Source organism: Pannonibacter sp. I15F10I1 (assembly GCF_900185665.1).
GTDB classification, from domain to species: Bacteria; Pseudomonadota; Alphaproteobacteria; order Rhizobiales; family Stappiaceae; genus Pannonibacter; species Pannonibacter indicus.
Window position 1 is genome coordinate 289,309 of sequence record NZ_FYAN01000026.1, and the last position, 12,398, is coordinate 301,706.

The window sequence follows — 12,398 nt, forward strand, 5'->3', positions numbered from 1 at the left end:
CATGAACGACAGTCCCGCTCACGTTTCCGCTGAGCCGGAAACCGCCGCAGACACCAGCTCTTCCGCCATCCCGGCCGAGGAACTGGCGCGGATGACCGATGACATCATCGCGGCGCTGAAGACCGTCTATGACCCGGAAATCCCCTGCGACATCTACGAGCTTGGCCTCATCTACAAGGTCGATATCGAGGATGACCGCTCGGTGAAGGTGGACATGACGCTGACCGCGCCGGGCTGCCCGGTGGCCGGGGAAATGCCGGGTTGGGTGGAGAATGCCATCAGCGCGGTGCCCGGCATCGGCGCCGTCGACGTCAGCATGGTGTTTGACCCGCCGTGGACGCCGGACCGCATGTCCGAGGAAGCCCGCGTCGCGCTCAACTGGTATTGAGCGCGGGCAGGGGAGGCAAGCCGGTTGGAAAGCTGAGCGGAATCCCCATATAATACCCATCGGTTTATTTGAAGGGGGCATTTCCCCCGCAAAGGAACAAGCCCATGGCACTGGCCCGCAAGATGCAGATCATGAAGGTGAGCCCGGCAGCCGCAGAGCGCGTGCGCGAACTGGTGGACGGCGCCGATGAGCCCAAGGCCGGCCTGCGCATCAGCATCAAGAAGGGCGGCTGCGCCGGCATGGAATATGCCATGGCGCTCGTTGATGGCGTTCAGCCGGGCGATGACGTGATCGAGGCGGATGGCGCGAAGGTCTTCATCGATCCGGCGGCGGTGCTCTATCTGATCGGCAGCGAGATGGATTTCGAAACGACGAAATTTCGCTCCGGCTTCGTCTTCCGCAATCCCAATGAAGTGTCTTCCTGCGGCTGCGGCGAATCCGTATCGCTGAAGGCGGCCGATCCGGCTGCGCTTTCCGCCTGACACGTCTTTCGCCTGACATCTCCGCCAGAATCTTCAGAAGGCAGATCCATGAGTTTCTTTGCCCGCCTGCGTGAGGCCGCCGGTCCGGACTGGACGGCCTATGTCGAGCATTCCTTTGTCCGCCAGATGCAGGACGGCACGCTGCCGCAAGCCGCTTTCCGGCATTATCTGGTGCAGGACTATCTGTTCCTCATCCAGTTTGCCCGGGCCTATGCGCTGGCCATCTACAAGAGCCCGACGCTCGGCGACATGCGCCACGCGCTTGCCGGGGTGAAGGCCATTCTCGACATGGAGATGGATCTTCACGTCGAGCTCTGCGCCGGCTGGGGTCTTTCGCGCGAGGATCTGGAAAAGGCGCGGGAAGAGCGCCAGACCATGGCCTACACCCGCTTCGTGCTGGATGCGGGCGGGCAGGGGGATCTGCTGGATCTTCTCGTCGCGCTGGCCCCTTGCGTTCTGGGCTATGCCGAGATCGGCGCCAGGCTCGCAAAGACGCCGTCCGGCTCGGACCCACAGAACCCTTATGCCCGCTGGATCAGTGAATACGCCAGTGAAGCCTATCAGGACGTCGCCAGCGGCTTTGCCGCCTGGATGGACCGGCTGGCGGCAGACTATGAAACACCGGCACGCAAGGCCCGGCTGGAGCATCTGTTCCGGCAGGCCAGCGTTCTGGAGGCTGATTTCTGGCAGATGGGGCTGGACGGGGCCTGAACAGTGCCCGAACAGGGCGCGGTCCACTGAGGGGTGTCAGGCGACGCGGCTGCCGTTCTGATGGGCCGCAAGCTCGTTGCTCTGCAAGCTGCGGACGGCGTTGCGGCCGCTGTGCTTGGCGGCATAAAGTGCAGCGTCGGCGCGGCCGATGATCATCTGGCTCGTATCACCGCCTTCATACAGACTGACGCCGATCGACAGGGTCAGGCGGCCCAGATTTTCACCCGTCGAGCGCTTCACCAGTTCCTTGCCCATGACGGCCTTGCGGATCTGCTCTGCCACCTCCATGGCATCGTCGATCTGCGCCTCGGGCAGGATAATGGCGAATTCCTCGCCACCGTAGCGGCAGGCAATGTCCTGACCCTTGATGCTCTGCTTCACGGCCAGAGACACGAGCCGCAGAACCTGATCGCCGGTCTGATGACCAAACCGGTCGTTGAAGCTCTTGAAGTGATCGATATCCGTCAGCAGCAGGGCAAAGCCTTCGCCGGTGCGTGAAGCCAGTTCGATCGCCCGGTCAATGGCAAGGTCAAAATGCCGCCGGTTGCTGAGCGTGGTCAGTTCATCGGTGAGGGATTCGTAGCGGATCGCTTCGAGGTTTTCCTTGAGTGTCCGGATCTGCCGGTTCGATTCCAGCAGCTGACTTTCGAGATTGCGGTTGGCTGCAATGGCGGCATGGGTCGCCTTGACCATGGCCGAGGTCAAATCCCTCAGCCCTTCATCATTCAGCGCTTCATGCAGCTTGCCCAGAACATTGTCGAGGGCTCTTCCGAAGTCAGACGTCGCATCGGTGCTGATGCGGATCGCATCGACCAGGTCCTGCACTTCTTCGGCAACGCGTGTGCCCACCTCGTCAACCCGGTCACCAAGCCGGTTGGGAGACAGGAAGCGCGAATAGATTCGCTGCAGATCGTCGGCTGAGATCGAGCCCTTCGTCGCGATCAGATCGTTGATCGCGCGATTGAGGGCCTGGTTGAAACCGGCCGCATATGTATACCAGGTTTCGTAATTGCGCGGATGCGCAGGAATCACATTGCGTCGAATATACGAGAGCGCCGCTTCACCATAAGTGATGGTTCTCTTGAAATCCTCCGCATCTGCCATCCTGGCCCCCACCAAAAAAGAGCGCCACTTGCAAAGAGGCGCTTCGATATGTTGTAACACTAGTAGTATGTAATTTAACGCTGAGTTAAATTGCGCATAAATCTGGGGCGGTTGCCCTCCGTTCTACTGTATACAATGTTTCCGTTACGGCCAGAGATTGCCCTGTACGTTCCGGCTGCAGTTGGCGCAGGCTGCGTTGCCGCAGCAAAACGCCGCCGCACTGATCAGATGCGGCGGCGCTTCCACACCTGACTTCAGAACCTGGATCAGGACGCCTTTTTAGCGCGCGGATCCCGGAGCAGGAAAGCGGGAATGTGATCGCCGAGGCCGATAACCGGCTGGTCGTCATCCTGATGGCGGCCGCGGCGGTTGTTGCCGCCGTTGCGGTCGCGCTGCGGCTGATTGCGGTTGCCGTCGCGGGGGGGCCGGTCGTTGCGCTCGCGGCCGGTGTCCTGCGGCTGTGCCTGCTGCGGGGCAATGCGCGGCTGCGGAGCGTCTTCCGCCATCACGGCCGGCGCCGCATCCTGCACCTCGGCCGTCTCGCTCTTGCGCGGACGGCGTGTCCGGGTGCGGGCGGGTGCCTTGGCCTCAGCAACCTCTGCAGCTTCCTCGCGCGGGCTTTCGTCCGGCGCAGCCTCCTGGGTGCGGCTGCCGCCGCGGGGGCGGCGGGCAGGGCGCTCGGCTTTGGCACCGCCGGAGCGGGCGGCCTTGCGGCGCTCCTTGCGCTCGGCAATGGCAGCTTCAAAGTCCAGCGGCTCGCCCAGCCAGTCGATGCTCTTGCCGATCACCTTCTCGATGGCGCCCAGATACTTCTGGTCGTCGCCGTCAACCAGCGTATAGGCAACGCCGAGGCGTCCGGCGCGGCCCGTACGGCCAATGCGGTGGACATAGTCTTCCGCATGGATCGGCACGTCGAAATTGAACACGTGGCTCACATCCGGAATGTCGAGACCACGGGCAGCCACGTCGCTGGCGACGAGCAGCTTCAGGTTCCCCTTGCGGAAATTGTCCAGCATGGTCATGCGGGTGCGCTGGTCCATGTCGCCATGCAGCGCGCCGACATTGAAGCCATGCCGCTCCAGCGAGCGGAACAGGGTGGCCACGTCAACCTTGCGGTTGCAGAAGACGATGGCGTTCTGCAGATCTTCGGCCTGGGCGAGAAGATCGCGCAGGGTCTGGCGCTTCTCGTAATCCTCGCCGCCGGTCGCCACCAGATGCTGGGTGATGGTCGAGGACGTGGAGGAGCGTGTCGAAACTTCAACCTTGGCCGGGTTCTGCAGGAAGGTCTCCGTCAAGCGCTGGATTTCCGGCGGCATGGTGGCCGAGAAGAACAGGGTCTGGCGGGTGAAGGGGATCAGCTTGCAGATCCGCTCGATGTCCGGGATGAAGCCCATGTCGAGCATGCGGTCGGCTTCGTCGATCACGAGGATCTCAACGCCCTGCAGCAGCAGCTTGCCGCGCTCGACGTGATCCAGCAGACGGCCCGGGGTGGCGATCAGAACGTCGGCACCACGGTCAATCTTCTTGTCCTGCTCGCCGAAGGAAACACCACCGATCAGCAGGGCGACATTCAGCTTGTGGTTGACGCCGTACCGCTCGAAATTCTCCTGAACCTGCGCCGCGAGTTCGCGCGTCGGTTCAAGGATCAGGGTGCGGGGCATACGTGCGCGGGCGCGGCCCTTTTCGAGAAGGGTGAGCATCGGCAGCGTGAAGGAAGCCGTCTTGCCGGTGCCTGTCTGGGCGATGCCCAGAACATCGCGCCGTTCCAGCACGTGGGGAATGGCGCCCTTCTGGATGGCAGTCGGTTCGTTGTAACCGGCAGCGGTGACTGCCTGAAGTACTTTCTCGCTGAGGCCGAGAGTGTCAAATGACATTGAGAACGAGGTCCGATTCTGGGTCGCTGTAGCTGGACGGACCCAAGCTCTGCCCGGGTCCGGAATTGGCGCCACCCTACAGTTAAAGGCCCTCTTGTCAATGTTTTCCTGAGGTTTTGACCCTGAAACGGCCCTGTTAATGCTAACAGCCGCCAGTTGGGAGCAAATCAGCAGGCACGCGGGCGCCTGCCTCTCATCGCAAATGCCGCAGCTTGACTTCGCCGTCAGCTTGAAGCGGGCGCTTCACGCTCAGATATCGAGGTCATGCGCGAATTCGGCGCGGTCCTGGATGAAGCGGAAGCGGGCTTCCGGCTTGTTGCCCATCAGCTGTTCGACGGTGTCGCTGGTGCCGGCCTCGTCGCCCGCCACCACCTGCACCTTCAACAGGGTGCGCTTGGACGGATCCATGGTGGTTTCCTTGAGCTGGCCCGGCAGCATTTCACCAAGGCCCTTGAAGCGGCCGATCTCGACCTTGCTCTTGCCCTTGAAGACGGTGGCCATCAGCTCGTCCTTATGCTCATCCGTGCGGGCATAGATGGTCTTGCCGCCCTGCGTCAGGCGGTAGAGCGGCGGCACGGCGAGATAGAGGTGGCCGTTGTGGATCAGCTCCGGCATCTCGCGGTAGAAGAAGGTGATCAGCAGCGAGGCGATATGCGCACCGTCCACGTCGGCGTCGGTCATGATGATGACCTTCTCGTAGCGCAGGTCCGCATCCTTGTAGTGGGTGCGGGTGCCGCAGCCGAGCGCCTGGATCAGATCCGCCAGCTGCTGGTTGGCGACCAGCTTGTCACGCCCGGCATTGGCAACGTTCAGGATCTTGCCGCGCAGGGGCAGCACGGCCTGATTGTTGCGGTTGCGGGCCTGTTTGGCGGAGCCGCCGGCCGAGTCACCCTCGACGATGAAGAGCTCCGTGCCTTCCGACTGGTTGGCCGAACAATCCGCCAGCTTGCCCGGCAGGCGCAGCTTGCGCACGGCGGTCTTGCGGGCCACGTCCTTTTCCTGGCGGCGGCGCAGGCGTTCTTCTGCCCGGTCGATCACCCATTCCAGCAGCTTGTTGGCCTGGGTGGGGGAGGCGGTCAGCCAGTGGTCGAAGGCATCGCGCAGGGCATTCTCAGTGATGCGCGTTGCCTCGTTCGTGGCCAGCTTGTCCTTGGTCTGGCCGACAAACTCCGGCTCGCGGATGAAGACCGACAGCATGCCGGCGGCCGAGGTCATGATGTCTTCCGAGGTGAGGATCGCGGCCTTCTTGTTGCCGACGAGATCCGCATAGGCCTTGAGGCCGCGCAGCAGTGCGTAGCGCAGGCCCGCCTCATGCGTGCCGCCTTCCGGCGTCGTCACCGTGTTGCAGTAGGAGGACAGGAACCCGTCGCCCGCAAACCAGGTCACGGCCCATTCCACGGCACCATGCTTGCCGGGCTGGCCCAGCTTGCCGGCGAAGATGTCGTCGATGACCTTGCGCTCCTTGCCGAGCTTTTCGGAAAGGAAGTCCTTCAGGCCGCCAGGGAAGTGGAACACGGCTTCGGCCGGTGTCTTGTCCTTCTCGTCCAGAAGCGCCGGGTCGCAATGCCAGCGGATCTCGACGCCGCCGAACAGATAGGCCTTGGAGCGGGCCATGCGCAAAAGACGCGCCGGTTCGAACTTTGCTTCCTTGCCGAAGATCTGCCAGTCGGGCTTGAAACGCACCAGCGTGCCGCGCCGGTTCTGCACGTCGCCGACGAGTTCCAGCGGCCCCACGGGCTTGCCGCGCTGGAAGACCTGACGGTAGAGCTTGCGCGCCCGCGCCACCTCGACCACCATTTCCTCCGACAGGGCATTCACCACCGACGAGCCCACGCCGTGCAGGCCGCCCGAGGCCTCGTAGACCTTGCTGTCGAACTTGCCGCCCGCATGCAGCGTCGTCATGATGATTTCGAGCGCGGACTTGTCCTTGAACTTGGGATGCGGATCGACCGGAATGCCGCGGCCATTGTCCGTGATGGTGATATAGCCATCGGCGCCAACGGCAACGTCGATCCAGGTGGCGTGTCCGGCCACCGCCTCATCCATCGAGTTGTCGATGATTTCGGCAAAGAGGTGATGCAGCGCCTTTTCGTCGGTACCGCCGATATACATGCCCGGACGGCGCCGCACCGGCTCAAGGCCTTCCAGCACCTCGATGTCGGCTGCCGTATAGTCCTCACCGGCTGCGGAACTGCGCTGCGGTGCCGGGCTTGCCGCTTCAGCCGGTGCTGTTGCGGCCGCTAGGACGGCGGGCGCGGGCGCAAGGGCTGCTTTGCTGGCTGCCTTGGGGGCTGCCTTTGCGGGCGCACTCCCTGCCGCTGCTGCTGATCCTGCGAAGAGATCTTCGTCTGCGCTCATGCCGTTTCCATGTTCCATAGTCTGTGGGGCAGGCCCTTGCGTGTGACGCAAATGGCCGTGCCGTGTGTCCGGTTCCCGTTGCCGGAGTCCGATTCGCTGCTGCCCGATTCGGCGCGATTGTCTCAGCCGCCAGCCTGCGGCGAAAGGGGAAAGCCCCGGAACCGCGCGGATTTCCAACGAAACGGCGCTTTTGAACGGTCTGGACAACCGAATGTCAACCGCTTTCATCCAGTGTGAGTGCAAGGGCCGTCCGGCCCCGCGCCAGTCCCTGCCATGAAGCAGCAAGAGGAGCTGTGCAGCCGTGAATGGTTGCCCGGCTTGCTTTTTGGAAGGTGTTCTGGCGGCAGGACGCGGCAGAAACCTTGAGCTTTGCGGCGCTCAGGGTGGCGGGATTGAATAAAAAACAGACGCGAGTCTGTGGCGCCGCCGCAACAGTCAGACGCGATGTGATGCGCTATGACTTGTGGCGCCGGAATTGCCGCCGTTCAGCCACGATTGGGCTTCAACCCTTTCTGGCATGGAAGGGCAGAATGATCTTCAGCAAATTGCCGCCGCCCCCTTGGGGGAATGAGTGGCAGGCATGAAGAGCGAGGCAGTCAAGCGGGCATACGCATCAGTGTGTATGCCATTGGATCAGGGGTTTGGTGTGCGCGTTATCTTTGCGTTGAACAGGACAGGGAATGACGGGATGACATCCCGAGTCTGTCTTTACAGCGGTGAAACGCATTCCTCTTTCCTTGGTTCCATCTCCCGCAGATTTTTTTCGCATGGTGCCGCAGCTGCCAGCTCAAATACCGGCGGCCGGAACGCTGCTGGCCCAAATGCTGCCGGAATGCCGGGGTATTTTTCTCTCCATCGAATTCACACAGGGCCAGCGCCGCACGGCGCCACGGGCATGGCGGTCAGGCTGGCTGCCAGCCGCGCTGCAGCTTTGGCCGGAAAAGGTGCGCCAGTCCGCACCAAGGTGAGATCCAGAGTCATGCGTATCTTGCGGAATCTCGTCCAGATAGCCGGTCTGCAGCTCATGCTGTTGGTGCCTGCTCATGCCTTTGACGGAACACCGGCCAGCAACGAGCAGATCACGCCGGAGCGCATGACTGCGAGCGAGGCGCTGCGCCTTGGCGCCAGGAAATACTATTCCGGCGACAAGCAGGCCGCCCTTGATTCCCTGCGCTACGCGGCCGAAAACGGACAGCCGATGGCTGCCTGGAAGCTGGGCCAGATGTATGCGGCCGGTGACGGCGTTGCCGAGGACGACTACAAGGCTTTCGAGTATTACAATCAGGTCGTAAGCCTCTATGGCGACGAAAGCCCCACCTCTCCGCAGGCACCTTTCGTCTCCAGCGCCTTCGTGGCGCTTGGCAAATACTACATGACCGGCATCAAGAATACGCAGGTCAAGGCCAATCCGGCCCGTGCCCGCCAGATCTTCACCCACGCCGCCTCGTATTTCGGCGATGCGGAGGCCCAGTATGAGCTGGGGCAGATCTACCGCGAGAACAATGATCTGATGGCCGTGCGCTGGTTCAACCTTGCGGCCCTCAAGGGGCACATCGGGGCGCAGGCGCTTCTGGGCGAGACCCTGTTCAACCTGGCCGACTCGCTGGAAAACCGCGAACGCGGGCTGATGTGGATGACCATTGCCCGCGCCCATGCGGCTGAAGAGGGCGTTGGCGATCTGGGCTGGGTCGTCGACATGCAGGAGCGGTATTTCTCGCTGGCAAGTGAGGATATCCGCCGCTCCGCCGCCCGCCGTGCCGATGCCTGGATGGCCAAGCATGAGCCGATGCGCGCGCCTTCTGCCGAAGCGCTCAGCGCATCGACGCTGCGGTAACATCTCTTTGCATCACGTGGAAATTGACGCCTGTGGCCTGCGCCGCAGGCGTTTTGCCATTCCGCGCCGCAGGCGTTTTGCTATTCAGCCACGGGAAGGGCATCCGGCGCATTACGCCTTGAAATCGCTCAAACGCCGCACGGGCTTGATCAACTTCCGATGAGCCAAGCTCATTCGAAGTTGGCATAAGCCAGATCCGTGGGCTCGCCGGTTTCAGGCACCGGAGCTTCAACCGAAGGGCAGGGGGCCTTGCTCACGTCCCAGGAGGTCACGTTCTGTGACATCACGCATTGGGCGATGACGCCGCGCAGGCAAATCACATCGCCCACGTGATAGTCCTGACTGTTGGCCTTGCAGATGCAGTTGACCTTCGGCTTCTCGCCGGCCCCCGCAGGAGCCGGGAGAGTTGCCGTGATCAGGGCGGGGATCAGTGCCGATAGCAGAGCCCCGGGGATCAGGCGCAAGGTCTTCATGGCTTGAGCGTAGCACGGGAGGCGCGGTCTTCAAGCCGCAAGGGCACTGATTACGGTAATCACACCCGGATGGCGACGGCTCACCAGCCGTTTACACGCGGCCACCAGCCCGTCACGGCACCGCTTTCGATCATGTTGGTAGCCGTATAGGCCGCCGCCGTCATGCAGGCGTGGCTGGGCAGAACCCGGAACCGCGAGCCGGCCGGATAGGCCGAAAGATCCACCGGCGAGCCGTCGAGGCTCGTCACATATCAGGCGGCGAGGTCGACCCAGACCGGCACATGGTCGGAGGGCTTTTCCCAGCCGCGAACATGGGCGTCGATGCCGCAGCCGCGCATCAGGTCGCTTGCCTGCGGCGACAGCAGGATGTGGTCGATGCGGATGCCGTTGTTCCGCTGCCAGGCGCCTGCCTGATAATCCCAGAAAGTGTAGGTTTCGGCGGCATCCGTCGAGGCGCGCACGGCTTCGGTGAAGCCGAGATTGACAAGGCTGCGGAAGCGGCTGCGGCTCTCGGGCTGGAACAGGGCGTCGCCCAGCCAGTCCTGCGGATTGCGCGCATCCTTCGGCTCGGGGATGACGTTGTAGTCGCCCAGCAGCAGGAACGGCGTTTCTTCGGCAAGGCGCGTGCGGGCATGGGCGATCAGCCGGTCCATCCAGCGCAGCTTGTAGGGGAATTTTTCCGTGCCCAGCGGGTTGCCGTTGGGAAGGTACAGGCAGCCGACGCGCAGCGCCCCGCCGTCTGTCGAAACGGTTGCTTCGATGTAGCGGGCCTGCTCGTCGCTGTCATCGCTCGGCAGGCCGCGCTGGATGTCCTCCAGCGGCTGGCGGGAGAGGATCGCAACACCGTTGAAGCCCTTCTGCCCGTGGGTGGCGACGTGATAGCCCAGTTCCTCGAAAGGCGCGGAAGGGAAGGCCTCGTCCACCGACTTGATTTCCTGGAAGCAGGCAATGTCCGGTTTTGCCTCGGAAAGCCATTGCAGCGCCGTGTCGATGCGGGCCTTGACCCCGTTGATGTTCCAGGTGGCGATCTTCATCCCCGCAGCCCGTCCTTCTGCCGATCTCATGTTTTCCGGCTGACAGTGTTAGCAGGCACATGGGGGGATGGCCAGAGAGGGGGGATTGGCAGCAGGTGGATTGCAAGGAAATGCTGGTGTGAGTGGGCAACTTGCCTTGCTCCAGCTCTTCCATCGTCATCCCGGCCGAAGCGAAGCGGAGAGCCGGGACCGGTGAGCCAAGGCCTTCCAGATATGGTTCGCGGCACAAACAACAACTGCCCCGGCTCACCGGTCCCGGATCGCGCGGCGCGCGTCCGGGATGACGATGGAGAGGTATTGTAAACACTTGGCGCATCCAGCGCGGAACTGCGCCGGACTGCGCCTCAGATCGTAAAACTCGTGCCGCAGCCGCAGCCGGCGACGGCGTTGGGATTGCGGATCTGGAAGGACTGGCCCATCAGATCGTCGATGAAGTCGATTTCCGAGCCTTCCATGTACTGGAGCGACACCGAATCGACCAGAACCGTGGCGCCCTCGCGCTCGATCACCAGATCATCCTCCTCGCGGGCGGTGACCACGTCATACTTGTACTGAAGGCCCGAGCAGCCGCCGCCTTCGACGCTGACGCGCAGCATGGAGCCGGGCGTTTCGCCGGAGAGAATCTTTGCAACACGGCGGGCGGCGCGGGCGCTCAGGGTGACCGGGGTGGCGGCTTCCAGGGTGTCTGTGCTCATGAAATCGGCTTCCCTTGGGGTGCGGCGCTGGATTTCTGCAGGAAAATGGCCATATCCAGCCATTCACAGGGTGTCATCACAGTTGCGCCTTGTCTTGACTAATAGGTATGTACGCATTGGGCCTGCGTCAATTGCAGAAGCGCAAGGTCAGGAATGCCGTCCGGTACGGTCTGCTTGCAGGTGGGGTGATTTGAATGACAGTAGCGAGCCTTGGTTATGGGGCGCAGGCACGGGCCGTCTATGCACAGGACCCGGCACAGACGCAGGGGCGTCTTCACCCCGAGCCGGAGAGCCCGACGCGCACGCCCTTCCAGCGCGACCGGGACCGCATCATTCATTCCACCGCCTTCCGCCGCCTGAAGCACAAGACGCAGGTTTTCGTCTATCACGAGGGCGATCACTACCGCACGCGTCTGACCCACACGATCGAGGTGTCGCAGATCGCCCGCGCGCTCGCCCGCGCCCTGAGGCTCGATGAGGATCTGGCCGAATGCCTGGCGCTCGCCCATGATCTCGGCCACACGCCCTTCGGACATGAGGGCGAGGATGTGATGCATGAGTGCATGGCCCCTTACGGCGGCTTTGACCACAATGCCCAGTCCCTGCGCGTGGTCACCTCGCTGGAACATCGCTACGCCGAATGGGACGGGCTGAACCTCAGCTGGGAAACGCTGGAAGGCCTTGTGAAGCACAACGGCCCACTGGTGGATGCCTCCGGCGCGCCCCTCGGCAAGTTCAAGGACAGCGTGCTGCCCTTCGCCATCCGCAGCTATGCGGACAAGCAGGATCTGCGCCTCGACAGCTGGCCAAGTGCAGAGGCCCAGGCCGCCGCCATTGCCGATGACATTGCCTATGACGCCCATGATCTCGATGACGGGCTGCGGGCGCGGCTGTTCAACATTCAGGACATCGCCGAAGTGCCGTTCCTGGCGGATATCCTGCAGGAAGTCGACAGCCGCTATCCGGGGCTGGACGAGCCGCGGCGTATCCATGAGATCGTCCGCCGCCAGATCACCCGCATGGTGGAAGACGTGATCCGCGAGGGCATCCGCCGCCTGCGCGAGCTGCAGCCGAAAAGCGCCGAGGACATCCGCAACGCCGGTCATCCGGTGGTGGACTTCTCCGCCGAAATGAGCAAGGCCGAGAAAGAAGTGAAGCGCTTCCTCTTTGCCCGCATGTACCGGCATCCGGATGTGCTGTCGGTGCGCAAGCTGGTGGCGCGGATCACGCGCGAGCTCTTTGCCCATTACATGGCCACACCGGCCGACATGCCGCGCGAATGGGCTGCCGGGGCTGCCGGCCTTGCACCGGAAGCGAGGGCGCGGCGCGTGTGCGACTTCATCGCCGGCATGACCGACCGCTATGCCATCGAGGAACACCGCCGCCTGTTTGACGATACACCGGATTTGGGCTAGGCCCGCCGCCAGACATGCCCCAGGGTGAAA

General features: G+C 63.0%; 13 protein-coding genes. 6 read left to right on the forward strand and 7 right to left on the reverse strand.

Annotation, left to right across the window (positions count from 1 at the left end):
• Position 1 precedes the first annotated feature (1 nt).
• The 3 genes from IF10I1_RS14615 (at position 2) to tenA (ending at position 1,581) form a co-directional block, all read left to right on the forward strand.
• Positions 2-388, forward strand: a complete 387-nt coding sequence (locus IF10I1_RS14615) for an SUF system Fe-S cluster assembly protein (RefSeq protein WP_050475198.1) — start codon at positions 2-4, stop codon at positions 386-388.
• Between the two features lie 104 nt (positions 389-492).
• Positions 493-870 (forward strand): iron-sulfur cluster assembly accessory protein, encoded by a 378-nt coding sequence (locus tag IF10I1_RS14620; RefSeq protein ID WP_174235467.1) that lies wholly within the window; start codon positions 493-495, stop codon positions 868-870.
• Positions 871-918: 48 nt separating this feature from the next.
• The gene (gene tenA, locus IF10I1_RS14625) at positions 919-1,581 is read left to right on the forward strand and encodes a thiaminase II (protein ID WP_058899864.1); all 663 of its coding nucleotides are present in this window, start codon (positions 919-921) and stop codon (positions 1,579-1,581) included.
• 36 nt (positions 1,582-1,617) lie between these two features.
• On the opposite strand, the gene IF10I1_RS14630 is transcribed toward tenA, so the two are convergent.
• From IF10I1_RS14630 to parE, 3 genes are all read right to left on the reverse strand, one after another.
• Positions 1,618-2,685, reverse strand: coding sequence for a GGDEF domain-containing protein (locus IF10I1_RS14630; RefSeq protein WP_186393361.1), 1,068 nt, complete (start codon positions 2,683-2,685; stop codon positions 1,618-1,620).
• A 266-nt stretch (positions 2,686-2,951) separates the two neighbouring features.
• Entirely contained in the window at positions 2,952-4,559 is a 1,608-nt protein-coding gene (locus IF10I1_RS14635; RefSeq protein ID WP_186393362.1) for a DEAD/DEAH box helicase, read from the reverse strand.
• 249 nt (positions 4,560-4,808) lie between these two features.
• Complete coding sequence (gene parE / locus IF10I1_RS14640; protein ID WP_058900830.1) at positions 4,809-6,917, reverse strand: DNA topoisomerase IV subunit B; 2,109 nt, start codon at positions 6,915-6,917, stop codon at positions 4,809-4,811.
• A 305-nt stretch (positions 6,918-7,222) separates the two neighbouring features.
• On the opposite strand from parE, the gene IF10I1_RS14645 reads away from it, so the two are divergent.
• Together IF10I1_RS14645 and IF10I1_RS14650 are read left to right on the forward strand one after the other, a co-directional pair.
• Positions 7,223-7,501 (forward strand): hypothetical protein, encoded by a 279-nt coding sequence (locus tag IF10I1_RS14645; protein WP_186393363.1) that lies wholly within the window; start codon positions 7,223-7,225, stop codon positions 7,499-7,501.
• A 395-nt stretch (positions 7,502-7,896) separates the two neighbouring features.
• A complete protein-coding gene (locus IF10I1_RS14650; protein ID WP_082206155.1) occupies positions 7,897-8,751 on the forward strand; it encodes a tetratricopeptide repeat protein in 855 nt (284 codons plus the stop codon).
• Positions 8,752-8,921: 170 nt separating this feature from the next.
• Here IF10I1_RS14650 and IF10I1_RS14655 read toward each other — a convergent pair whose 3' ends face one another.
• From IF10I1_RS14655 to erpA, 4 genes are all read right to left on the reverse strand, one after another.
• Positions 8,922-9,224, reverse strand: a complete 303-nt coding sequence (locus tag IF10I1_RS14655; protein ID WP_186393364.1) for a hypothetical protein — start codon at positions 9,222-9,224, stop codon at positions 8,922-8,924.
• An 80-nt stretch (positions 9,225-9,304) separates the two neighbouring features.
• Positions 9,305-9,472, reverse strand: coding sequence for a hypothetical protein (locus IF10I1_RS14660; RefSeq protein ID WP_162936367.1), 168 nt, complete (start codon positions 9,470-9,472; stop codon positions 9,305-9,307).
• A gap of 3 nt (positions 9,473-9,475) precedes the next feature.
• Positions 9,476-10,258 (reverse strand): exodeoxyribonuclease III, encoded by a 783-nt coding sequence (gene xth / locus IF10I1_RS14665; RefSeq protein WP_186393365.1) that lies wholly within the window; start codon positions 10,256-10,258, stop codon positions 9,476-9,478.
• Positions 10,259-10,602: 344 nt separating this feature from the next.
• Positions 10,603-10,953, reverse strand: a complete 351-nt coding sequence (gene erpA, locus IF10I1_RS14670) for an iron-sulfur cluster insertion protein ErpA (RefSeq protein WP_050475213.1) — start codon at positions 10,951-10,953, stop codon at positions 10,603-10,605.
• Between the two features lie 194 nt (positions 10,954-11,147).
• Here erpA and IF10I1_RS14675 point away from each other — a divergent pair, with 194 nt between their 5' ends.
• Complete coding sequence (locus IF10I1_RS14675; protein ID WP_186393366.1) at positions 11,148-12,368, forward strand: deoxyguanosinetriphosphate triphosphohydrolase; 1,221 nt, start codon at positions 11,148-11,150, stop codon at positions 12,366-12,368.
• Positions 12,369-12,398: the final 30 nt, after the last annotated feature.